The 23,121-nt window shown below is 60.8% G+C and carries 21 protein-coding genes and 1 riboswitch; of the genes, 13 read left to right on the top strand and 8 right to left on the bottom strand.

Translation table 11 applies throughout. The annotated features are described in order from the left end of the window. Positions 1-51: 51 nt before the first annotated feature. Positions 52-519 carry a TlpA disulfide reductase family protein gene (locus tag KUIN1_RS19135; RefSeq protein WP_011268596.1) on the top strand — a complete coding sequence of 156 codons (468 nt, stop codon included), beginning with the start codon at positions 52-54 and terminating at the stop codon, positions 517-519. Positions 520-1,121: 602 nt separating this feature from the next. Here the strand turns inward: KUIN1_RS19135 and KUIN1_RS19120 are convergent. From KUIN1_RS19120 to KUIN1_RS19110, 3 genes are all read right to left on the bottom strand, one after another. Beyond that, positions 1,122-1,529, bottom strand: a complete 408-nt coding sequence (locus KUIN1_RS19120) for an META domain-containing protein (RefSeq protein WP_003407731.1) — start codon at positions 1,527-1,529, stop codon at positions 1,122-1,124. Continuing rightward, positions 1,526-1,963: a hypothetical protein gene (locus tag KUIN1_RS19115; RefSeq protein ID WP_003407729.1), complete on the bottom strand. Its 438-nt coding sequence runs from the start codon at positions 1,961-1,963 to the stop codon at positions 1,526-1,528. Before KUIN1_RS19115 ends, KUIN1_RS19120 begins: the two co-directional genes overlap by 4 nt. Before the next feature lie 80 nt (positions 1,964-2,043). Then, the gene (locus KUIN1_RS19110; RefSeq protein WP_152092180.1) at positions 2,044-4,797 is read right to left on the bottom strand and encodes a response regulator; all 2,754 of its coding nucleotides are present in this window, start codon (positions 4,795-4,797) and stop codon (positions 2,044-2,046) included. A 250-nt stretch (positions 4,798-5,047) separates the two neighbouring features. On the opposite strand from KUIN1_RS19110, the gene cysM reads away from it, so the two are divergent. The 5 genes from cysM to KUIN1_RS19080 all read left to right on the top strand — a co-directional run bounded on the left by cysM (position 5,048) and on the right by KUIN1_RS19080 (position 11,301). Then, a complete protein-coding gene (gene cysM / locus KUIN1_RS19105; RefSeq protein WP_003407727.1) occupies positions 5,048-5,950 on the top strand; it encodes a cysteine synthase CysM in 903 nt (300 codons plus the stop codon). Next, complete coding sequence (rlmD, locus tag KUIN1_RS19100) at positions 5,950-7,305, top strand: 23S rRNA (uracil(1939)-C(5))-methyltransferase RlmD (RefSeq protein WP_152092179.1); 1,356 nt, start codon at positions 5,950-5,952, stop codon at positions 7,303-7,305. The genes cysM and rlmD overlap by 1 nt, the downstream gene beginning before the upstream one ends. Positions 7,306-7,461: 156 nt before the next feature. After that, complete coding sequence (relA, locus tag KUIN1_RS19095) at positions 7,462-9,705, top strand: GTP diphosphokinase (protein WP_011268592.1); 2,244 nt, start codon at positions 7,462-7,464, stop codon at positions 9,703-9,705. 192 nt (positions 9,706-9,897) lie between these two features. After that, on the top strand, positions 9,898-10,731 hold the full coding sequence (gene mazG / locus KUIN1_RS19085) for a nucleoside triphosphate pyrophosphohydrolase (RefSeq protein WP_003407715.1): 834 nt from the start codon (positions 9,898-9,900) through the stop codon (positions 10,729-10,731). 30 nt (positions 10,732-10,761) lie between these two features. Next, a complete protein-coding gene (locus KUIN1_RS19080) occupies positions 10,762-11,301 on the top strand; it encodes a DUF2058 domain-containing protein (protein WP_003407712.1) in 540 nt (179 codons plus the stop codon). A gap of 78 nt (positions 11,302-11,379) precedes the next feature. Here KUIN1_RS19080 and KUIN1_RS19075 read toward each other — a convergent pair whose 3' ends face one another. The 4 genes from KUIN1_RS19075 to purM all read right to left on the bottom strand — a co-directional run bounded on the left by KUIN1_RS19075 (position 11,380) and on the right by purM (position 14,741). After that, positions 11,380-11,559 (bottom strand): hypothetical protein, encoded by a 180-nt coding sequence (locus tag KUIN1_RS19075; protein ID WP_002554613.1) that lies wholly within the window; start codon positions 11,557-11,559, stop codon positions 11,380-11,382. A gap of 751 nt (positions 11,560-12,310) precedes the next feature. Further along, on the bottom strand, positions 12,311-13,024 hold the full coding sequence (locus tag KUIN1_RS19050; RefSeq protein ID WP_003369623.1) for a DUF3108 domain-containing protein: 714 nt from the start codon (positions 13,022-13,024) through the stop codon (positions 12,311-12,313). An 8-nt stretch (positions 13,025-13,032) separates the two neighbouring features. Next, positions 13,033-13,683: a phosphoribosylglycinamide formyltransferase gene (purN, locus tag KUIN1_RS19045; protein WP_003404287.1), complete on the bottom strand. Its 651-nt coding sequence runs from the start codon at positions 13,681-13,683 to the stop codon at positions 13,033-13,035. Then, positions 13,683-14,741: a phosphoribosylformylglycinamidine cyclo-ligase gene (gene purM, locus KUIN1_RS19040; RefSeq protein ID WP_011268588.1), complete on the bottom strand. Its 1,059-nt coding sequence runs from the start codon at positions 14,739-14,741 to the stop codon at positions 13,683-13,685. The genes purN and purM overlap by 1 nt, the downstream gene beginning before the upstream one ends. 341 nt (positions 14,742-15,082) lie before the next feature. Here purM and KUIN1_RS19030 point away from each other — a divergent pair, with 341 nt between their 5' ends. The 6 genes from KUIN1_RS19030 to KUIN1_RS19005 all read left to right on the top strand — a co-directional run bounded on the left by KUIN1_RS19030 (position 15,083) and on the right by KUIN1_RS19005 (position 20,417). Next, on the top strand, positions 15,083-16,186 hold the full coding sequence (locus KUIN1_RS19030) for a DUF2066 domain-containing protein (protein WP_011268587.1): 1,104 nt from the start codon (positions 15,083-15,085) through the stop codon (positions 16,184-16,186). Positions 16,187-16,225: 39 nt separating this feature from the next. Further along, entirely contained in the window at positions 16,226-17,299 is a 1,074-nt protein-coding gene (locus KUIN1_RS19025) for an AI-2E family transporter (RefSeq protein ID WP_003404282.1), read from the top strand. Between the two features lie 216 nt (positions 17,300-17,515). Beyond that, positions 17,516-18,220, top strand: coding sequence for a DnaA regulatory inactivator Hda (gene hda, locus KUIN1_RS19020; RefSeq protein ID WP_003369632.1), 705 nt, complete (start codon positions 17,516-17,518; stop codon positions 18,218-18,220). Beyond that, positions 18,214-18,978, top strand: coding sequence for an NAD-dependent deacylase (locus KUIN1_RS19015; protein WP_024641811.1), 765 nt, complete (start codon positions 18,214-18,216; stop codon positions 18,976-18,978). Before hda ends, KUIN1_RS19015 begins: the two co-directional genes overlap by 7 nt. A 75-nt stretch (positions 18,979-19,053) precedes the next feature. Continuing rightward, on the top strand, positions 19,054-19,782 hold the full coding sequence (locus KUIN1_RS19010) for a C40 family peptidase (protein ID WP_011268584.1): 729 nt from the start codon (positions 19,054-19,056) through the stop codon (positions 19,780-19,782). An 89-nt stretch (positions 19,783-19,871) separates the two neighbouring features. Further along, entirely contained in the window at positions 19,872-20,417 is a 546-nt protein-coding gene (locus KUIN1_RS19005; RefSeq protein ID WP_003369637.1) for a C40 family peptidase, read from the top strand. 328 nt (positions 20,418-20,745) lie between these two features. Here KUIN1_RS19005 and KUIN1_RS19000 read toward each other — a convergent pair whose 3' ends face one another. Further along, positions 20,746-22,074 carry a PQQ-dependent sugar dehydrogenase gene (locus KUIN1_RS19000; RefSeq protein ID WP_011268583.1) on the bottom strand — a complete coding sequence of 443 codons (1,329 nt, stop codon included), beginning with the start codon at positions 22,072-22,074 and terminating at the stop codon, positions 20,746-20,748. A gap of 119 nt (positions 22,075-22,193) precedes the next feature. Next, positions 22,194-22,407: riboswitch (cobalamin riboswitch) on the top strand. 91 nt (positions 22,408-22,498) lie between these two features. Here KUIN1_RS19000 and cobO point away from each other — a divergent pair. Then, entirely contained in the window at positions 22,499-23,110 is a 612-nt protein-coding gene (cobO, locus tag KUIN1_RS18995) for a cob(I)yrinic acid a,c-diamide adenosyltransferase (protein WP_003393737.1), read from the top strand. Positions 23,111-23,121: the final 11 nt, after the last annotated feature.

Raw genomic sequence — 23,121 nt, 5'->3', positions numbered from 1 at the left:
GTGGCGTGGGTATAAGTAATTGCAGGTTGAACGGGGCGAGGAAACAAGCAAATGGCAAGGCGATTAACAGCAGCGGTGATACTTTTCGGCAGCTTGCTGCTCAGCGGATGTGGCGTGGACCTGGGCAATGATCAGAATGGCCAGAAGGTCGCCAGCGAACGCATCAAGGGGCACTGGCTGGTAGTCAACTACTGGGCCGAATGGTGTGGCCCCTGCCGTACAGAGGTTCCGGAGTTCAATGCATTGTCCGAACAGCTCAAGGACCAGAAAGTCACCGTGCTGGGGGTCAACTTCGACAACCTGCAGGGCGACGAACTGAAAAACGCTGCCAATGCACTGGGCATCAAATTCACCGTGCTCGCTCAGGACCCAGCCGAGCAATACAGCCTGCCGCCCTCCGAGGCGCTGCCGGTGACCTACATCATCGACGACAAGGGCAAAATGCGCGAACAACTGCTCGGCGAACAATCAGCCGCGACCGTGATCCAGAAACTCAAGACACTGCGCGGCGAGGGCTGATTGCGGCCCGATCTCGACTGCGCGTTGTAGCGCCGACTTGTGACGCAGAGCGTCACGAACGGCGTGTCCCACGCGGAGCGTGGGGACGATAGTCAGGGCTGACGTGACGCGACGTCATGCCTTGCCTGCACTTGTTGGCGCAGAAATGCTTTTTGAACGCGATGGTACAGACAACGCAAATTGCGACGTAAGTGACGGCTGAGTCCTGGCGCTGATCCGGGGGATGCTCGGCAGGACGCCGAGCAAGCCGCACCGGGCCATGGATGGCCCGTTGCGGCGGCCCCCGGATCAGTGTCAGGGCGAAGGAACCCGACGAAGTCGGGCCGGAAACGGAGCCAGGGGCTTTGGTCACTTTGGCCCCTTCAAAGTGACTCGCCGAGGGGCGAAAAGGTGACTTGAGCCGAACACCAATCCACCTGACATCCCAGAACCGCCGTGTGACGCAGAGCGTCACGAACTGCATTCCCACGCGGAGCGTGAGGAACGATAGTCATCAGTTTTCGGGTCGTACCTTTAGCCTGACTGCTCTAAAGCGATTTTCGACCACGATGGCACTGACGACGCAGAGCGTTGGCGCGATAGTTATCTGAAAACCGCAAGCGTCAGCTATCTTCCAGCCAGAAACGCAACGGCTTGCCCTGCGTTGGCCACAGACGCAACTGCTCGATGGGCGAGATATCCCAGCGCTGCACACTGCTCATCGCCTTGATAAAACGCTGCTCCTGCTCCATCAACGCCGGCGCACACATCTTGCGCGTCCTGCCCAGCGGGCCGAAACTGATGCTGTGATCGTTCAGCGTATAGGGCGCGAACCAATGGTTGCAGCCCGCATTGCCATACGCCCGGCCATCGGCACCCAGCGTCATGGTCAAGCGACTGTTATCGATCAGCGGACGTTCGCCGATCCACTCGGTTACATAGCTGTGATCCTGCTGGATCGGCAGCGGGTCAGCAGTACAACCAACCAGCAGCGCGCCGCCGATCAGGCTCAGGAGCGCAAACTGTTTCATGCCGCTTTCTCCTGGCACTTCTTGCAGAAGTGCTTCTCGCCATCGGTTTTCCAGCCCAGCTCCGCGATGCGCGCGGTAGCGGCCGGTTTCTGCGCCTTGACGCCCAGCTTGCTCTCTACCATGAACTCGAAGTTCAGTTCGGCGGCGCAGCTGTCGCAATGCACTTTCCACTGATGGATCGCCAACTCGTCGAATACCGGGCCTTTAGCCACCGCAATCCACTGGCCGGGCGGGTTGATCAGGTGCCGGACTTTCTCGACGGTGAGGCGCATGTGCAGGCTTTTGCTGCCTTTGATGGTCACCAGCAACTGGTCGTTGTCGTGAATCGAGCCGCCGTTGCCGGTGACCTGGTAGCGACCGGGCGCCAGCGTGCGGCATTCGGTCAGTGTGTGCTGGGGGTTGAGCATGCTGTAGCGAAAATCGTGTTCGACCATGGGTCCTCCAAAATTGCGCGCATCCTAACATGCTCCGCCCACGCTGGAGCGTCAGGCACGAAAGGTGTCGCGCCGCACGCTCAAGCCATGACCCGCGCCTCGGCTTCCAGGCGAATGATGGCCTTGTCCAGATCGTTAAGGGCCTCTTCGGTGTGCGGGGCGTTCTGCTTGAGCAGGGTTTCGGCGCGTTGGCAGGCACTGCGCAGCTGGGGAACGCCGCAATAACGCGTTGCGCCGTGCAGACGGTGGATGCGTTCGATCAAGGCGTGTACATCCTGGTTGGCACGCGCCACACGAATGGCTTCGCGGTCAGCGTCCAGGGAGGCCAGCAGCATGGCCAGCATGTCGGCGGCGAGATCCGCCTTGCCCGCAGCCAGGCGCAACCCTTCTTCATGATCCAGCACCAGCGGCCCGACGTGCACCTCGAGCGCTTCATTCTGGCGTTCCGGCGCAGGGTTGCGCAGCGCCAGCCCGGTCCACTTGAGCACCACCTGCGCCAGCTGCCGTTCGCTGATCGGCTTGGTCAGGTAGTCGTCCATACCGCTTTGCAGCAGTGAGCGTTTTTCATTGGCCATCGCATGCGCGGTGAGGGCCACGATCGGCAGCGAGCTCTGGTTGCGTTCGGCCTCCCAGGCGCGGATCGCCTCGGTAGCCTGCCGACCGTCCATGCCGGGCATCTGCACGTCCATCAACACCAGGTCGAACGCTTCCTGTTGCACGGCATTGACCGCTGCGTAGCCGCCCTCGACAGCGACCACTTCAGCGCCCATGTCTTCGAGCAGGGTCTGCACCAGCAGCAGGTTGGCCGGGTTGTCGTCCACACACAGCACTCGCGGTGCACGGCTCGACAATGGCGGGCCGATGTCGGCACGCACCGCTCGCGGCGCGATCAGCTCGGACAGGGCTTTTTGCAGTTTGCGCGTGCAGGCGGGCTTGGCCTGCAGTTGCGTGTAGACATCGTGGACGGCCAACTGGAACAGCGCGTGCTCGGTGGTCGGGCACAGCACCATGACCTTGCAATTGAGGTTTTCCAGGTCCCAGATGTGCTGGCGCAACCGTTCCGGAGAGATTTCCAGCGCCGTCACGCCAAGTACCGCCAGATCGATGGCCGCTGGCGTCTCGTGCGCTGCAGTCACGCCGTTGAGCAGGTTTTCCAGGTTATTGAACACGATGGTCTGCAGGCCGCAGTCTTCCAGTTGATGCTCCAGCGCCTGACGCGCCAGGTCATGATGTTCAAGCACTGCGGCGCGCAGGCCGCCGAGCGGAATATTGAGTGATTCTTCCTTGTCTTCGCGGGCCTTGGGCAGTTTCAGGCTGATCCAGAATTCCGAACCTTCGCCCGGTGTGCTGTCGACACCGATTTCACCGCCCATCTGTTCGATCAGGCGCTTGGAGATCACCAGACCCAGTCCGGTACCGCCCGGTTGGCGCGAGAGCGAGTTGTCGGCCTGGCTGAAGGCCTGGAACAGCGCTCGCACATCCTGACTGGACAGGCCGATCCCGGTGTCCTGCACACTGATGCGCAGTTGCGCGTGCTCTTCGGTTTCATCTTCGAGCATGGCGCGCGCGACGATCGTGCCTTCGCGGGTGAGCTTGATCGCGTTGCTGACCAGATTGGTCAGGATCTGCCGCAGACGCAGCGGGTCGCCGGACAGCGCCAGTGGCGTATCGCGGTACACCAGACTGACCAGTTCCAGCTGCTTGGCGTGCGCCGCCGGGGCGAGGATGGTCAGGGTGTCCTGCAACAGGTCGCGCAGGTTGAACGGGATATTGTCGAGCACCAGCTTGCCGGCCTCGATCTTCGAGAAGTCGAGAATCTCGTTGATGATGCTCAACAGGTTGTCGGCGGACTTCTCGATGGTGCCCAGGTAGTCGAACTGGCGCGGCGTCAGTTCGCTTTTCTGCAGCAAATGGGTGAAGCCCAGAATGCCATTGAGCGGCGTGCGGATTTCATGGCTCATGTTGGCCAGGAACTCCGACTTGATCCGGCTTGCTTCAAGCGCTTCCTTACGGGCCAGGTCCAGTTCGATGTTCTGGATTTCGATGGTTTCCAGATTCTGCCGGACATCCTCGGTCGCCTGATCGATGCTCAGTTGCAGTTCTTCCTGCGCGTTCTGCAGCGTCGCCGCCATGCGGTTGATGCCCGACGCCAGTTCGTCCAGCTCGCGGCTGCCCAGCGGTGGCAGACGGGTTTCCAGATTGCCGTCCTTGAGTTGCGACACGGCCTGCTTGATCTGGCTCATCGGCCCGTTGATGGTGCGGCTCATGCGTACCGCGAGGGTTGCGGTGAACGCCAGCCCGGTGAGGATCAGCAGCAGGCTGGCAAACAGGCTTCGGTAGCCGCGCAGCAGCGTACCGTTATGGGATATTTCAAGCTCGACCCAGCCCAGCAGGGTGTCGGCTTCGGCAGGAATGATCGGGCTGGTCAGGTGGCGTTGACTGCCGAATACCGGCAGCAGGTAGCGCGTGGCGTCGGTGCCGGTCGAGCTGAGCAACTGCGACCCGCTGCCAATCGGCGACGGGCTGATCATGGTCGGTCCGGCGTGGGCCAGTACCGTGCGATCGGTGTCGAGAAACGACACGGCGCGCACGTCGGTCTGCTCCAGCGTCTGGGTGGCGATGCGACTGAGCAGCACTTTGTCCTTGCGCCCCAGTGCATTGGCGGCAAGGGGCGCCAGATCCTGGGCGATCATTTCGCCGCGTTGCAGCAGCTGGCTTTGCAGTTCGCTCAACTGCATCCAGGTGAAATACCCACCGAGCATCGCCGCCATCAGGCTGGCAGGCAAAATAGTCAGTAGCAGCACACGGCCTTTTATACCCAGCTTGGTCAGCACGCTCTTCCTCCGGCAACACGTATCAGTCCGTCGATATCAGGCATCGGCTGCCTTGCTGTATCGGCACAAGGGGATGAGTTTAGCCATTTACCGTCGGCATGGGCACCTAACTCTCTATGCAGGGCGGGGTGGCAGCGGAAAAATCGGTGGTTATTCTTTTTGGGAATAAGCAGCGCACTTTGCGTGATATGGGCTTTGGCCGTTTGCCGTTATGATAGGCACCCCCCGCAGTCTGGATTGCGAAGACGCCATGACCCTGCAGTATCAAACCATTGCCGATTGCGTCGGCAACACCCCGCTGGTGCGTCTGCAACGCATGGCGGGTAATACCAGCAATACCCTCCTGTTGAAACTCGAAGGTAACAACCCCGCTGGCTCGGTAAAAGACCGCCCGGCCTTGTCGATGATCACCCGCGCCGAGTTGCGCGGCCAGATCCATCCGGGTGACACGCTGATCGAAGCCACCTCCGGCAATACCGGAATCGCGCTGGCCATGGCTGCGGCGATCAAGGGCTACCGTATGATTCTGATCATGCCGGACAACTCCAGTGCCGAACGCAAGGCCGCGATGACCGCCTATGGCGCCGAGCTGATTTCGGTCAGCAAGGATGACGGCATGGAAGGTGCCCGTGATCTGGCCGAGCGCATGCAGGCCGAAGGCCGTGGCAAGGTGCTCGATCAGTTTGCCAATGGCGACAACCCCGAGGCGCATTACACGTCCACCGGTCCGGAAATCTGGCGGCAGACGGGCGGTACCGTGACCCATTTCGTCAGCTCGATGGGCACCACCGGCACCATCATGGGCACCTCGCGCTACCTCAAGGAGCAGAACCCCGACGTGCAGATCGTCGGTCTGCAACCGATGGAGGGCGCTTCGATCCCCGGTATTCGCCGCTGGCCGCAGGAATACCTGCCGAAAATCTATCAGTCGGACCGTGTCGACCGCATCATCGACATGGGCCAGAGCGAAGCCGAAGACACCATGCGCCGCCTCGCTCGCGAAGAAGGCATCTTCTGTGGCGTGTCGTCCGGTGGCTCGGTCGCCGGGGCATTGCGTATTTCCCGGGAAGTCGAAAACGCCGTGATTGTGGCGATCATCTGTGACCGAGGCGACCGTTACCTGTCGACCGGCGTCTATGATTCGCCCAACTGATGGCCAAGCATGAAAGAGGTTTGCGCTTTCAGCCTGCGGGCGGCGTTAAAACCGTACAGATTCCTGCCGGTAAAAAGCAGCGGCTGACCATTGAGCGGCTGTCCGACGACGGTCGCGGTATCGCCTTTCTCGAGGGTAAAACCTGGTTTGTCGCCGGCAGTCTGGCGGGCGAAGAGGTCGAGGCGCGCGTACTTAATGCGCGCGGCAAGGTCGTCGAGGCGCGCACCGAGCGGGTGTTCACTGCCAGCGCCATGCGTCGCGCTCCGGCCTGTGAGTATTTCGGTCGCTGCGGCGGCTGCAGTGTTCAGCATGTGCCCCATGAGGAACAGCTTGCCCTGAAACAGCGCATGCTCGCCAAGCAGTTGCTGCGCGTGGCGAACGTGGTGCCGGATGAATGGGCGGCACCTTTGAGTGGTGCCGAGCTGGCCTATCGCCGACGCGCGCGGGTCGCGGTTCGCTGGGATGCCAAGGCCAAAAGGCTGGATGTGGGGTTCCGCGCAGCCGCCAGCCAGGACATCGTCAGCATCGAACACTGTCCAGTGCTGGTACAAGCCTTGCAACCGATCATGAATGAGTTGCCTGGCATGCTGAAAAGTTTCAGCATGCCGCAGGTGCTGGGTCACGTCGAGCTGTTCAGTGGGGTTGCGACTGCCGTGTTGTTGCGCCACACCGCGTCGCTTGCCGAGGCCGACCTGGCGCTGTTGCAGGCGTTTTGCTCCAGGCACGACGCGCAGCTGTGGCTACACGGCGAAGGCGAGCCGCAACCGGCCAGCCCCGGCGATACGCTGGGCTACCGGCTGGAGCCGTGGAACCTGCAACTGGCCTGGCGACCGGGAGATTTCATTCAGGTCAACGCGGCGGTCAATACCGCGATGATCGAGCAGGCCCTGCAATGGCTGGCGCCTGCAAAAGATGAGCGTGTCATGGATCTGTTCTGTGGTCTGGGCAATTTCGCCTTGCCACTGGCGGGGCTGGCCAGGGACGTGGTGGCGGTCGAAGGCGTTGCGACCATGGTCGAGCGTGCAGCCGTCAACGCAATGAGTAATGATCTGCACAATGTGCGGTTTTTTCAGGCGGATCTTTCCCAGCCGCTGACACAGGCCGACTGGGCGGCAGAGGGGTTTTCTGCGGTACTCTTGGACCCACCGCGTGACGGAGCCTTTGAAGTGGTCCGCCAGATCAGAAAGACGGGGGCCCGGCGACTGCTTTATGTTTCATGCAACCCGGCAACTTTGGCTCGTGACGCGGTCGAACTGATCCGTCAGGGCTACCGATTAAAACGTGCCGGAATCCTCGATATGTTTCCTCAGACGGCGCATGTCGAGGCGATGGCTTTATTTGAAATGAGTAAGTGAGCGGCGTTCACTGGAACGAGTTCGTTGCTGACAAGGAATCTCATTTAATCCGACTGGCCCGCGAATGCCGGTCCTTGCTTGCCCGGCAAGTGGCATTCGCTCAGAAGGCTGGCGACTGATGGCGCTATTCATCGCGCCGTAGGGAAGGTAAGCAGCATGGTACAGGTGAGAGCGAACCAGCCGATAAACACAGACGGCAGTATCAATCTCGACGCGTGGCTCGATCATATTGTCAGCGTCGACCTGGTCCTGGACCGGGAAGTCATGAAAAAGGCCTGTGAATTTGCCCGGGAAGCCGAGCAGACCGACAAGGCTCACAAGAATCATTGGGCAGAGGGCACCTCCAGTTTCCAGACCGGTCTGGAAATCGCGGAGATCCTGGCTGACCTCAAGCTGGATCAGGATTCGCTGGTCGCTGCGGTCATTTACCGTGGCGTGCGTGAAGGTCTCATTGCGCTGCCGGACGTCGAGCAGCGCTTTGGCGCAACGGTCGCCAAACTCATCGACGGCGTGCTGCGCATGGCCGCGATCAGCGCCAGTCTCAGCCCTCGTCAGTCATTGGTGCTCGGCAGTCAGGCGCAGGTGGAAAACCTGCGCAAGATGCTGGTGGCGATGGTCGACGACGTTCGCGTTGCGCTGATCAAGCTGGCCGAACGTACCTGCGCGATTCGTGCGGTGAAGAATGCCGACGACGAAAAACGCAACCGTGTGGCTCGCGAAGTCTTCGACATCTATGCGCCACTGGCCCACCGCCTGGGTATCGGGCATATCAAGTGGGAGCTGGAGGACCTGTCCTTCCGCTACCTGGAGCCCGATCAATACAAGCAGATCGCCAAGCTGCTGCATGAACGCAGGCTGGACCGCGAGCGCTTCATCAGCGACGTCATGTCTCAACTCGATAACGAGCTGCAGGCCACCGGCGTGACCGCTGACATCAGCGGCCGTGCCAAGCATATCTACTCCATCTGGCGCAAAATGCAGCGCAAGGGCCTGGCGTTCAGCCAGATCTATGACGTGCGTGCGTTGCGTGTGCTGGTCCCGGAAATGCGCGACTGCTACACCGCGCTGGGTATCGTGCACACCTTGTGGCGGCATATTCCCAAAGAATTCGACGATTACATCGCCAACCCCAAGGAAAACGGCTATCGCTCGCTGCACACCGCGGTGATCGGGCCGGAAGGCAAGGTGCTGGAAGTACAGATCCGCACCCACGCCATGCATGAAGAGGCCGAGCTGGGCGTTTGTGCGCACTGGCGCTATAAAGGCACCGACGTCAAATCCGGCTCCAATCATTACGAAGAGAAGATTTCCTGGCTGCGTCAGGTGCTCGAATGGCATGAAGAGCTGGGCGACATCGGCGGTCTGGCCGATCAGCTGCGGGTTGATATCGAGCCTGACCGCGTCTACGTCTTCACCCCGGACGGCCACGCCATCGACCTGCCCAAGGGCGCGACACCGCTGGACTTCGCCTATCGGGTGCACACCGAAATCGGCCATAACTGCCGGGGTGCGAAGATCAATGGCCGCATCGTACCGCTCAACTACAGCCTGCAGACCGGCGAGCAGGTCGAGATCATCACCAGCAAGCACGGTACGCCGAGCCGCGACTGGCTGAACTCGAACCTGGGCTACATCACCACCTCGCGCGCGCGGGCCAAGATCGTTCACTGGTTCAAGTTGCAGGCTCGCGACCAGAACGTCGCCGCCGGCAGAACCCTGATCGAACGCGAACTGGCGCGCCTGGCGTTGCCGCAGGTCGATTTCGACAAGCTGGCGGACAAGGCCAATCACAAGACCGCCGACGACATGTTTGCGGCATTGGGTGCGGGTGATCTGCGTCTGGCGCAACTGGTCAACCTGGCTCAGCAGCAGGTTGAGCCTGATCGCGTCAATGAACAGCTGGAGCTGATCCCGCGCAAGGCCACCGGCTACAAGCCCGGCAAGCGTGGCGATATTCAGATTCAGGGCGTCGGCAACCTGATGACGCAGATGGCCGGCTGCTGCCAGCCGCTGCCGGGCGATGCGATCGTCGGTTATATCACTCAGGGTCGTGGCGTCAGCATTCACCGTCAGGATTGCGCTTCGGTGCTGCAACTGGGCGGTCGCGAGCCCGAGCGGATCATTCAGGTCAGTTGGGGGCCGGTGCCGGTACTCACCTATCCGGTGGACATCATCATCCGTGCCTACGACCGTTCCGGCTTGCTCCGGGACGTCACCCAGGTGCTGCTCAACGAGCGGATCAACGTGCTGGCGGTCAATACCCGCTCGAACAAGGAAGACAACACAGCGCTGATGTCCCTGACCATCGAGATTCCGGGTCTGGACGCGCTGGGGCGGTTGCTGGGGCGCATTTCCCAGTTGCCGAACATCATTGAAACGCGCAGGAACAGGACGCCCTAGGGGCAGCTATAAGCTATAAGCTGCAAGCTGCAAGCTGCAAGCTAAAGCTAAAGCTAAAGCTAAAGCTAAAGCTAAAGCTAAAGCTAAAGCTAAAGCTAAAGCTAAAGCTAAAGCTAAAGCTAAAGCTAAAGCAGATTGCGGTGGCTTCTAGCTTGAAGCTTGAAGCTAAACCGCTGCGACCGAAGGAAGCCTATGTACACAGTTCAAGACCTGCTGCACCTCATGGCCCGGCTGCGTGATCCGCAGTCCGGCTGCCCGTGGGACCTGAAGCAGACCTACGCCAGCATCGTGCCGCATACGCTGGAAGAAGCCTATGAAGTGGCCGATGCCATCGAACAGGGCGACCTCGACCATCTGAAGGGCGAGCTGGGAGACCTGCTGTTTCAGGTGGTCTTCTATGCGCAGTTGGCCAAAGAGGAAGGCCGGTTTGAATTCGACGATGTGATCGACGGTATTACCCGCAAGTTGCTGCGTCGCCATCCGCACGTGTTTCCGACCGGCGAGCTGTACGCGCCGGCAGAAACGCCGCGCCTGACCGACGAGCAGGTCAATCGTCGTTGGGACGAAATCAAGGCCGAGGAGCGTGCCGAAAAGGCCGGTGTGCCCGAGCAGTTGTCGCTGCTCGACGACGTGCCCCGGGCCTTGCCCGCGTTGAGTCGTGCGGCCAAACTGCAGAAGCGTGCAGCGCAAGTGGGTTTCGATTGGCCTGCGGCCTTGCCGGTGGTCGACAAGGTGCGTGAAGAACTCGATGAAATTCTCGAGGCCATGGTCGACAATGACGCCGAGGGCATCGCCGAGGAAGTCGGCGACCTGCTGTTCAGCGTCGTCAACCTGGCCCGACACCTCAAGGTCGACCCGGAAACTGCGCTACGCTCGGCCAATAGCAAATTCGACAGACGCTTCCGATTCATTGAACAGGCTTTGCGTCACCTGCAGCGTCCTATCGAAGCGTGCTCGCTCGAAGAAATGGACGCGTTGTGGGGCGAAGCCAAACGTCAGGAAAAGAGCACACCCGGCTGCGGCTGAGTGTGCGGTAACGGTATAAGTGAGTAGACAATGAGCCTTTCCCTTCGCGATCAGTTGCTCAAGGCAGGTCTGGTCAACCAAAAGCAGGCCAAGCAGGTCGGCAAAGAAAAGCAGAAAGAGCAGCGTCTGGTGCACAAGGGTCAGGCTCAGGCCGATGACTCGCAAAAGCGTGCGGCCCAGGAGGCCATGGCCGAGAAGGCCAGGCGTGACCAGGAGCTGAACCGTCAGCAGCAGGAGAAGGTCGAGCAGAAAGCCCGTACCGCTCAGGTCAAGCAACTGATCGAAGTGTCGCGCCTGCCCAAGCTGATCACCGAGGATTACTACAACTTCGTTGACGACAAGAAGGTCAAGCGCATCCCGGTCAACGCCATGGTGCGCAACAAGCTCAGCAGCGGTTCACTGGCCATCGTTCACCACGGCGGCGGTTACGAGATCATTCCGCGTGAGGCTGCGCTGAAGATCCAGGAGCGTGACCCGCGTCGTATCGTGCTGCTCAACACTCCGACCGAAGCGCCGGATGCAGACGACCCATACGCGGCGTATCAGGTGCCTGACGATCTGATGTGGTAAGCCCGCGGCGCGGTCATTGCGTTGTCAAAACAAAACCCGCATTCAGCGGGTTTTGTCTTTTCCTGTTCTGAGAATTGTTCAGTGGTTGCCCTGGCTTTCCAGCGCTTCCAGCTCTTCCTTATAGCGAAGGGCATCGGACTCAACGTGGAACATGCCTACCAGTTGGTCCTGTTGGTGCACATCCCAGATCTGGATGCCGTCGGCAACGGCTTCGTGAGAGAGGTGGGCGTCGTCGCGTTCAGTAACTCTGACAGTCATAGTAGTAAGCTCCTGACTTTGATGGCCTTGATGGTCAGGCCTCTGGATACTGCGGCGATGTGTCGCAGGACTCTTTTATAGGATTTGTTAGCTGCCTAAGTAAATAGCCTGTTCAGGTTCCCCAGTGGTCAGAAACTGATCGATCTTCTGCAGCCCTTGCATGGCGAGGCTTACAGCGCGGTGGAGGCAAAATGAAGGATGTTTCATGTGCTTCGAGGCCGTCCGAACGCACGTGAAAACGCCGTTCCAGACGCTCCGCGTCCTCGTGACGACGCAGAGCGTCGAGAACTGCATTCCCACGCTGGAGCTTGCGGAACGATCATCGCAACTATCGTGCGGCGCTCTGCATCTCATGCCTTTCCGGACGCTCCGCGTCCTCTTGACGACGCAGAGCGTCGAGACCTGCATTCCCACGCTGGAGCGTGAGGAACGATCATCGCAACTATCGTGCGGTGCTCCGCGTCGCATGCCTTTCTGGACGCTCCGCGTCCTCATTGACGACGCAGAGCGTCGAGACCTGCATTCCCACGCTGGAGCGTGCGGAACGATAACCTCAACTATCGTGCGACGCTCCGCGTCGCATGCCTTTCTGGACGCTCCGCGTCCTCATTGACGACGCAGAGCGTCGAGGCCTGCATTCCCACGCTGGAGCGTGAGGAACGATGATCGTAACTATCGTGCGTCGCATGCCTTCAGCCAATAAAAAGCCCCGCTGAAAAGCGGGGCTCTGTGGTGCGGGCGGTCAGGGCAATCAGCTGCCTTTGACGGCCTTGCCGTTGACGGTGCCGTCCAGCAAGACGATGTTGTATTCCTTGCCGTCGGTTTCGACCTGTTGCAGGCGGACCAGCAGGTAATCCCAATCCTTGGCGAACCACAGCACGGTGGTGCGCTTGCTTTGCGTCGGGTCACGTACGCGCTCGACCTTGATCGCATCGACCTGGCCCGTCTTGGTGGTGACTTTTTCCGATCCCAGCACGCGGAAGTCGTAGGTGTCCACTTCATCACCGTCGACAACCTGATAGCTCATGCTCTTCTTGCCCTCAGCGATGTCATGTTGCAACGCCAGCTGGTAGGTGGACTTGTCGAGGATGCCACGGTTGAGCGGCAGCTTGATCGCATCGCCACGGTCGGTGCCGGTGACGAACTTGGTGTTCCAGTCGAACGCCAGATCGACCTTCTTGGATTTGCCCAGGCCGCTGCGCTCGAAGTTGTAGGTCTGCGGCAGCAGGGTGTCCTTGTCGACCTTCAGCGTGCTGACTTCAGTCAGGCTGGCGATCATCATCGAGGCCTTGAAGCTCAGGGTCCAGGTGCCATTGGCGCCGGCTTCCAGGCTGCGTTCAGCCGTGCCGCTCATGGGCAGTTGTTTCCAGTCGGCGGTGTAGCTGGCGGAGAAGGGTTGAAGGTCTGCGGCCTGTACGGCAGGCAATGCGAGCAGAGCGAAAGCGAAGAGCAGAGCGCGACGCATAGTATCTCCTAATGTCGAATCAGATGGCCGCTGGCCGGGAGTAACTGGCTATCGAGTAACGCACCTTGTTCACCAAGGCTCAGTCGGCCTTCGGCAAACCAGCGAATGGCCAGTGGGTAAATACGGTGCTCTTGAACATGGACCCGTTGCGCGAGCGTTGCGGGCGTGTCGTGCAACTGTACCGAAATAACTGCCTGTACGACCAGTGGGCCGCCATCGAGTTCCTCGGTAACGAAATGCACGCTGCAGCCATGCTCGGCGTCGCCGGCCTCCAGCGCACGCTTGTGCGTGTGCAAGCCTTTGTAACGCGGCAGCAGGGAAGGGTGGATATTCAGCAGACGGCCATGATAGTGGCGAACGAACCCCGCGCTGAGAATGCGCATGAACCCGGCCAGTACCACCAACTGTGGCTGAAAGGCGTCGATCCGTTCGATCAGCGCTGCATCGAAGGCCTCACGGCCGTCGTACGCGGTGTGATCCAGTACGCAGGTTTCGATGCCTGCGTCCCGGGCGCGTTGCAGGCCGAACGCATCTGCGCGGTTGGATATCACCGCGCGGATGCGGACGGGGCTGGCCCCGTCCTTGAAGCTGTCGATCATCGCTTGCAGGTTGCCGCCGGTGCCGGACAGCAGCACCACGACTTCGCAGATGGCTGGCATCAATGCGCCTTGAGGTTTTTCAGCTCTACTTGTGCGGCGCCTTCGGCAGCGCTGGCGATCTGGCCGATCACCCAAGGCTGCTCGCCTGCGTCACGCAGTACTTTCAGGGCCGCTTCGACGTGCTCCTGAGCGACGCAGATGACCATGCCCACGCCGCAGTTCAGCACGCGGTGCATCTCGTTTTCCGCAACGTTGCCTTGCTGCTGCAGCCAGTCGAACACAGCCGGACGCTGCCAGCTGGCGACGTCGACCACAGCCTGAGCGCCTTGCGGCAGTACGCGTGGGATGTTGTCGAGCAGGCCGCCACCGGTGATGTGGGCCATGGCCTTGACCGCGCCGGTTTCCTTGATCAGCTTGAGCAGCGGCTTCACGTAGATGCGGGTCGGTGCCATCAGCAGTTCGGTCAGCGGTTTGCCGTCCAGCTGGATGTTTTCGATATCGGCACCTGCCACCTCGATGATCTTGCGGATCAGCGAGTAGCCGTTGGAGTGCGGGCCGGACGATGGCAGGGCGAGCAGGGCGTCACCGGCAGCGACTTTCGAGCCGTCGATGATCTCGGCCTTTTCCACCACGCCGACGCAGAAGCCTGCCAGGTCGTAGTCTTCGCCTTCGTACATGCCCGGCATTTCAGCGGTTTCACCACCCACCAGCGAGCAACCGGCCAGTTCGCAGCCGGCGCCGATGCCGGTGACGACCTGAGCGGCGGTGTCGACGTTGAGCTTGCCGGTGGCGTAGTAATCGAGGAAGAACAGCGGTTCTGCACCACAGACCACCAGGTCATTGACGCACATGGCGACCAGATCGATGCCGATGGTGTCGTGCTTGTTCAGGTTCAGCGCCAGACGCAGCTTGGTACCCACGCCGTCAGTGCCGGAAACCAGAACCGGTTGCTTGTAGCCGGCCGGGATTTCGCAGAGGGCGCCGAAGCCTCCCAGGCCGCCCATGACTTCCGGACGCTTGGTGCGCTTGGCGACGCTCTTGATGCGTTCGACCAATGCTTCACCGGCGTCGATGTCTACACCGGCGTCTTTATAGCTCAGGGAGGGTTGCTTGCTCATAGAAAATCCAGGCCTTTAGGGGGGATTCGGAGGTATCGACCGCTGCGTTAGGGCCCGTTCAGCACCGCGCTGTCATGCGGTGGTAATGTTGGGGCCATGGCGATTGCCGGTCTGCGAAGGCGCGCGATTTTATCAGGCTTGCTCATCAGGGGCCATCCTTGCGCCGACAACAGGGCGGTGTTGCACCAAATAAACTCAACCCGGCGGCCTGTGAGTGCGAGCCTGGACGTTTAAGGTGTACTTTATGCGCGAACTGAATGATGGGTGGGCTCACGTCTGTCCCAGACTTGCATACCTGCTGAAACAGCTTCTTTTCACTTTTTTCCGTTCGGGAACTGTCCATGCGTTTTTCCAGAATTCTTCTAATCGGCTGTCTGTCCCTGATCAGCCTTCCCAGCCTTGCCGAGACGGTCAGCAACCTTTATCAGGTCCGCGAACCGGTCAATGGCCAGTCGCCCGATGAGCGCACGCGGGCCACGCAGGCCGCCGTCGACACCCTGGTGCTGCGCCTGACCGGCGACGCCAAGGCCGTGCAGGGTTCGGCCATCGCCGCGCTGCGCAAGGACCCGCAGCAGATCATCAGCCAGTACGGTTACGAGGCCGGACCGCCGGAGACCCTGCTGGTCGACTTCGATCCGGCAACCACCGAACGCGCGTTGCGCGATGCGGGTCTGTCGATCTGGGGCAGCAATCGTCCGTCGATTCTCGGCTGGTGGCTGAATGATTCGGTGGAAGGCTCGAATCTGGTCGGCGACGGTCAGGCCGCCGCCGAACCCTTGCGCCAGGCCGCTCAGCACCGCGGACTGCCGCTGCGTCTGCCGCTGGCTGATTTGAGCGAGCAGGGCATCGGTAATGCGAAGACCCTGGAGGGCACTGATCCTGCACCGCTCAAGGAAGCCTCCGAGCGCTATGGCGCCGACGCGATACTGGCTGTGCATGCTAAGGAAGATGGCGGTCAGTGGCAGGGCAAATGGCGCTTGTGGCTGGGTGATCAGCGTGAACAGGGCAGCGCGACCGGCGCCAGCTCCGAGGCGCTGGCCGATGCTGTGCTGCTGTCGGTAAGCGAGCGTCTGGCGCCGCGCTTCGTTGCCAAGCCGGGAGCGTCGACCGGCATGCTGATCCAGGTTCAGGGCATGACGCTGGAGCGCTATGCGCAACTGCTTCAGTTACTCGAACCGTTCGGCGTGCGTCTGAGTTCTGTCGAAGGCGATAAAGTGGTGTTTGAGGTCAGTGGCAGCACTGATCAGCTACGCTCGCAGTTGTCGCTGGCCAAGCTGCAGGAAGTGCCTGCAGCCGAAGCAGCCGCTACCGCAACGCCGCCTGCTGCGCCTGTCGATGCGACTGCGCCGGTTGCGCCAGCCAATGGAGCCGCTGCTGTTCCGGCACCTGCGCCCGCACCGATGATTGTTCCGGCGTCCGCGCCACAACTTTATTTCCGCTGGTAACCCGGCAAGAACGCTTTTCCATTGGCTTGAGGGATGTTGATGACTGATATGCGGCGTTGGTTCTGGATCGGCGGCCTGGCCTTGCTGGTCGCATTCGTGGTGCTGTTGCACCCGATCCTCACTCCTTTTCTGGTGGCGCTGCTACTGGCCTATATGGGCGATCCGCTGGTGGATCGCCTGGAGCGCGCCGGACTGTCCAGAACCCTGAGCGTCGTAGTCGTGTTCGGGCTGTTCACGCTGGTGCTGATGGCGTTACTGCTGATTCTGGTGCCGATGCTGGCCAAGCAGTTGTTCCGGCTCTACGAGCTGGCGCCGCAGATTCTCGACTGGCTGCAACACGCGGCGTTGCCATGGGTCCAGGCCAAGTTCGGGCTGGCAGACGGGTTCTGGAAGTTCGACAAGATCAAGGCCGCCATCTCCGAGCATATGGGCCAGGCCGGGGACATCGTCTCTATCGTGCTGTCCCAGGCGACGGCTTCCAGCCTGGCGCTGATCGGCTGGCTGACCAACCTGGTACTGATTCCCGTGGTGTGTTTCTACCTGCTGCGTGACTGGGACATCATGACCGGCAAGATCCGCGGCCTGCTGCCGCGTCAGCGTGAAGCTCAGATCGTCAAGCTGGCGGGCGAGTGCCACGAAGTGCTCGGCGCGTTCATACGCGGTCAGTTGCTGGTGATGGTCGGCCTTGGCGTGATCTACGCGGCCGGTCTGATGCTGGTCGGGCTGGAGCTGGGCCTGCTGATCGGCGTGATTGCCGGTCTGGCGGCCATCGTGCCTTATATGGGGTTCGTGATCGGTATCGGTTCGGCGCTGGTGGCCGGGCTGTTCCAGTTTGGCGGTGACCTGTACCCGATGATGGGGATCGTGGCGGTGTTCATGATCGGTCAGGCCCTCGAAGGGATGGTGCTGACGCCGTTGCTGGTCGGTGATCGCATCGGCCTGCACCCGGTCGCGGTCATCTTCGCGATTCTGGCGGGTGGCGAGCTGTTCGGTTTTACCGGCATTCTGCTGGCCCTGCCGGTGGCCGCGGTGATCATGGTGCTGGTGCGGCACATGCATGATCTGTACAAGGACTCGGAAATCTACGCAGGCGCGGAAGATCCGGAGCTGTAAGGTCGACGCAAGCCTCTTCGCCGCCCGGTGAAGAGGCTCATGCCTTGAGGGTATGCGCCCCTTCAAACGCCCCGTACTGGGCGGCGCTTCACTCACCCTGACGCAAACCTTTGATTTTGCTTGAGGTCTGTCGCATTGTGCGACCAGCGTCACGGGTATAAACTTTGCGCTCTTTACACAGAGGCCCTTGACGGTTTGCATGAGCCGTTAGTCAGCATGAAACCGATTCAGCTGCCCCTGAGTGTGCGTCTGCGTGATGACGCCACTTTCGTCAATTACTATCCAGGCGCCAACGCCGCTGCACTCGGCTATGTCGAGCGGCTGTGCGAAGCCGACGCTGGCTGGACCGAAAGCCTCATCTATCTGTGGGGCAAGGACGGGGTAGGGCGCACGCACCTGCTGCAGGCTGCCTGCCTGCGTTTCGAACAGTTGGGCGAGCCAGCGGTGTATCTTCCGCTGGCCGAAGTCATAGATGAAGGCATCGAGCTGTTCGATCATCTGGAGCAGTACGAACTGGTGTGTCTGGACGACCTGCAGGCGATCGTCGGCAAGCCGGACTGGGAAGAAGCGCTGTTTCATCTGTTCAATCGCCTGCGTGACAGCGGCCGTCGTCTGCTGATTGCCGCGTCCAAATCGCCCCGCGAACTGCCGGTAAAGCTTCCCGACCTGAAATCGCGCCTGACCATGGCGCTGGTGTTCCAGATGCGCGGGCTGTCCGACGAGGACAAGCTGCGTGCCCTGCAACTGCGTGCTTCACGGCGCGGCCTGCACCTGACCGACGATGTCGGGCATTTCATCCTGACGCGTGGTACACGCAGCATGAGCGCGTTGTTCGAATTGCTCGAGCGCCTCGATCAGGCGTCACTCCAGGAAAAGCGCAAGCTGACCATTCCCTTCCTTAAAGAGACCCTCGGGTGGTAGATCAGGCGCTGTTGATGCAGACGGCGGCTGCCTTGCGCCATGCAAAACGGATTCTGGTGATCACCGGGGCGGGGCTGTCTGCCGATTCGGGGCTGCCGACCTATCGAGGTGTAGGCGGGCTCTACAATGGCAAGACCGACGATGGCCTGCCTATCGAAATGGCCCTGTCCGGGCCCATGCTGCGTCGTGATCCTGAGCTGTGCTGGAAATACATCGCCGAACTGGGCAAGGCGTGCCTGGGTGGCGAGCCGAATGTCGCGCATTACGCCATCGCCCAGTTGCAGCGCATCAAACCCGAGTGCTGGGTACTGACCCAGAACGTCGACGGTTACCATCGCGCGGCAGGCAGTCCGCCGGAGCGCCTGATCGAAATTCACGGGCAACTCTCGCCACTGTTTTGCCAATCCTGCGGTGCTGAGGATTCGCAATTGAGTGAGCACTTGCAGCGTCCTTTGCCCCCCTTATGCCCGGCATGTAGTGGCATTTTGCGACCGTCCGTCGTTCTTTTTCAGGAAATGCTTCCCGAAAAAGCGCTGGAAACACTGCATGAACAGCTGGCTAAAGGCTATGACGCAGTGTTGAGTATCGGCACCACCGCAAGCTTCCCCTACATTCACGAACCGGTCATTCGCACCAGAGTTTCCGGGGGTTTTACCGCAGAAATCAATCCGCAGCCGACGGATCACAGCGCGCAGATGGACGTCTTTTTGCCGTACCGCGCGGCACATGTCATGGCAGAACTCATAAGTCACATCTAGTTCGATTGAATTTGCAAATCACCTTCATAAAAGGCATAGTCTCGCCATCTTAACTAGTCAGCCACGGTTGTGCCCATGCAAGTTGTTCGCTTCGCACCCCTCGTGCCTCTCGCACTCGTTACATTTCTCTTCGGTTGCTCGGCCAATATGCCGGTCGCACAGCAGGAACAGGCCCAGCCGGTTCCACGCTATCAGAGCGCAATCAATGCCAATGCCCAGTCCGCAGCCCGTCGCGCCGACGCGGCAGTCCTGCAGGACGAGCTCGCTACCGAAGACGAACTGTCCCAGTTCGCTGATAACAAGTCTTACCAACTGCCGGCCCTGGCCGACAGCATCCTGGAGCGTGGCAAGTCGCTGATCGGCACCCGCTACAAGTTCGGCGGCACGTCGACTTCTTCGGGGTTCGATTGCAGCGGCTTCATCGGTTATCTGTTTCGCGAAGAGGCCGGCATGAGCCTGCCACGTTCCACGCGTGAAATGATCAACGTCAACGCACCTCTGGTGGCGCGCAACAAGCTTCAGCCGGGCGATGTGCTGTTCTTCAGTACTCGCGGTCGCGGTCAGGTCAGTCACGCAGCGATCTACGCCGGTAATCGGCAGTTCATCCACTCCAGCAGTCGCCGCAGCGGCGGTGTGCGCATCGACAGCCTCGATGACGCCTACTGGAGCAAGACCTTCATCGAGGCCAAGCGGCCTCTGGCGATGGCCCCAGGTACTGTTGCAGTAAAATCGACACCTGAAGTCACGCAGACAACGGCGATGACTTCGACTACAGTCAAGACCGCGCCCAAGCGGCGTAAATAAATAGAACGCGCAGTACAAGACCTTCGGGTCTTTCTGCGTTTTTGAGCTTCTCGGCAGCGTAAGCCGCATCCGGATAGGTTGTTGTGGTTATGTCGATTGCGTTGCGCCTGTTAGTCATCTCTGTTGCTGCGTTGCTCGGTGCCTGCGCCAGCGCGCCGCCTCCGCCCAAAGCGCCCCGGATCGTTCAGCGTCCGGTGGTCACTGCACCTCCCCAGATTCTTTCTCCGGCTGCCGAAGACGTGCTGTTTCGTGCGTTGGGGCTGGTTGGCACGCCTTATCGCTGGGGCGGCAACACGCCTGACTCCGGTTTCGATTGCAGCGGTCTTATAGGCTATGTCTATCGTGATGCGGCGGGCATTTCCCTGCCGCGTTCCACACGCGAGATGATCGTGATGGGCGCACCGAATATTCGTCGCGAGCAATTGCAGTCAGGTGATCTGGTGTTCTTCGCCACATCGGGCGGTTCTCAGGTGTCCCACGCCGGGATCTATGTCGGCGAAGGCCGCTTCGTGCATGCGCCGGCCACCGGCGGCACGGTCAAGCTCGACAGCCTCGACAAGCCTTACTGGCAGAGAGCCTATCTCAACGCCAAACGCGTGATTCAGCCGTCCAGCCTGGCGCAGAATCGGCCTTAAGCGCTTCGCGCTGATTGCTCTGCGCGCACTCAAGAGCGTCCAGAACTGCATGCCCACGCCCACGCGGAGCGCTCAACGTTACTTTAGATTCTGGCCGTAGGCCGTAGGAGCGAACTTGTTCGCGAAAGGGCCGGTATGATCGCCGAAAATGCATCTTCTGAAACACCGCCTTCGCGAACAAGTTCGCTCCTACGCCCTTCGGGCAGAACCCTGAAAGGCACGTATTCCGGGCTCTCCAGGACTTGTGTGTAACGCCGAGTGCTGGAGCGTAGGGAGCGATGATCTCAACTATCGTGCGACGCTCTGCGTCAAACCTCTACGCTCGGCGTTACTGAGCAGCCTTGGCGGATGTCACGCGCCAGATCTTGTTGCCGACATCGTCGGCCACCAGCAATCCGCCGCGCTGGTCATTGACCACGCCAACCGGGCGACCCATGGCTTTTTCATCCTTGTTGAGGAAGCCGGTCAACACATCGACCGGTGTGCCGTTGGGTTTGCCGCCGCTGAATGGAATGAACACCACCTTGTAGCCGCTGTGCGGTTTGCGGTTCCAGGAGCCGTGCTGGCCGATGAACAGGCCCTCGTTGAACGGCGCAGCCAGTGTCTTGCCGTCGGCGAACACCAAGCCCAGCGAAGCGGTGTGCGGACCGACTGCGTAATCCGGGGCAATCGCCTTGGCGACCAGTGCCGGGTTCTGCGGCTTGACGCGCTCGTCGACGTGCTGGCCGTAATAGCTGTAAGGCCAGCCGTAGAATGCGCCGTCCTGCACCGAGGTCACGTAGTCAGGCACCAGATCGCTGCCGATCTCGTCGCGCTCGTTGACCGCCGTCCACAGCTTGCCGGTCTTCGGTTCCCAATCCATGCCGTTGGGGTTGCGCAGGCCGGACGCGAAGATCCGGTGGTTGCCGGTGGCCGCGTCCACTTCCCAGATCGCCGCACGACCTTCTTCCTTGTCCATGCCGTTCTCGGCCACGTTACTGTTGGAGCCCACGGTCACGTACAGCTTGCTGCCATCCTTGCTGGCGATGACGTTCTTGGTCCAGTGGTGATTGAGCGTACCGCCCGGCAGGTCGACCACTTTGGTCGCTTGCGCGCTGATCGAGGTCTGCCCGGATTCATACGGGAAGCTGATCAGGCGGTCAGTGTCGGCGACATACAGCTTGTTGCCCACCAGGGTCATGCCGAACGGCGAATTGAGGTTTTGCAGGAAAACCGTGCGGGTCTCTGCCACACCGTCCTTGTCCACGTCACGCAGCAAGGTGATGCGGTTGGCGCTGGGCACACCGGCACCGGCGCGGCCCATGACTTTTTCCATCACCCAGCCGCGAATGCCTTTGGAATCATCCGGTTTGGCGGGGGAATTGGTTTCTGCTACCAGCACGTCACCGTTGGGCAACACATACAGCCAGCGCGGGTGGTCGAGGTTCTCGGCGAACGCAGCCACTTGTGTGCCCGGCGCGGCGACCGGCCTGGCGCCTTTTTCCCAGCCTACGGCAGGGGCGATGTTGACGGTCGGAATCAGCGTCTTGTTGGGCTCCGGCAGCTTGGGCGAGGGGCCTGTTCCATCCGAGACTTGCAGGCTCGACGACTCGCCGCAGGCAGCGAGGCCGCCGGCGACCAGCAGCAACACTGCGTAGTGGGGTCTGAGTTTGAACATTGTCGATCTCCATTAACAAGGGCGTGGTCCAGTAACTGATAGAGGCGCCGCCAACCCGCTAGGTTCAATCACGTTCCGCAGCGACGGTGTCGATTGACGCTCCCGGTCCAACCCTCTACCCTTCGCGGTTTGTTTCAGGTGCTCTGCAATCCTCGATTGGCAGAGTGAAACAGGGAAGCCGGTGTGGGTCGACAGATCCGATCCCGGCGCTGCCCCCGCAACGGTAAATGAGTCAAGGCTGTGCCTGACGCCACTGTGTTTCGACATGGGAAGGCGCGCAGCCGGGGTGACCCGCTCATGAGCCCGGAGACCGGCCTGAATCACTCAATGACATCACGGAGGGTGATGTTCTGTGCAGGGCGTTGCCGTGCTGTCCAGTGCTGTCCTTCCGTCTGTTGTCGCCTGCCCCGAGCGGAGAGCCCAGATGAACGAATCCCCCGAACGCGACGAACGCCATCTGGCGCGCATGCAGCGCAAGAAAGCCTTCATGGACCAGCGTATTGCCAGCTCGCCCAACGAGTGCGGCCTGCTGCTGGTGTTGACCGGCAATGGCAAGGGCAAGAGCAGCTCGGCGTTCGGTATGCTCGCCCGGGCCATGGGCCACGACATGCAGTGTGGCGTGGTGCAGTTCATCAAGGGCCGCAACAGCACGGGCGAAGAAATGTTTTTCCGCCGTTTCCCCGAGCAGGTGCGCTATCACGTGATGGGCGAGGGCTTCACCTGGGAAACCCAGGATCGCCAGCGTGACATCGCCGCCGCTGAGGCCGCCTGGGCCGTGTCTCAGGAAATGCTTCGCGATCCGGCCATTGGTCTGGTGGTGCTCGACGAACTGAATATCGCCCTCAAACATGGCTACCTCGACCTCGAACAGGTGCTGAGCGATCTGCAGGCACGTCCGCCGATGCAGCACGTATTGGTGACTGGCCGCGGTGCCAAAGCCGAATTGATCGACCTGGCCGATACTGTTTCCGAGATCGGCGTGGTCAAGCACGCGTTTCAGGCCGGTATTCGTGCGCAGAAAGGTATCGAGCTGTGAACCCTTCATCA

Source organism: Pseudomonas sp. KUIN-1 (assembly GCF_009176725.1).
GTDB classification, from domain to species: Bacteria; Pseudomonadota; Gammaproteobacteria; order Pseudomonadales; family Pseudomonadaceae; genus Aquipseudomonas; species Aquipseudomonas fragariae.
The sequence above is the reverse complement of the archived record's forward strand: the minus strand, read 5'-3'. Positions and strand labels throughout refer to the sequence as shown.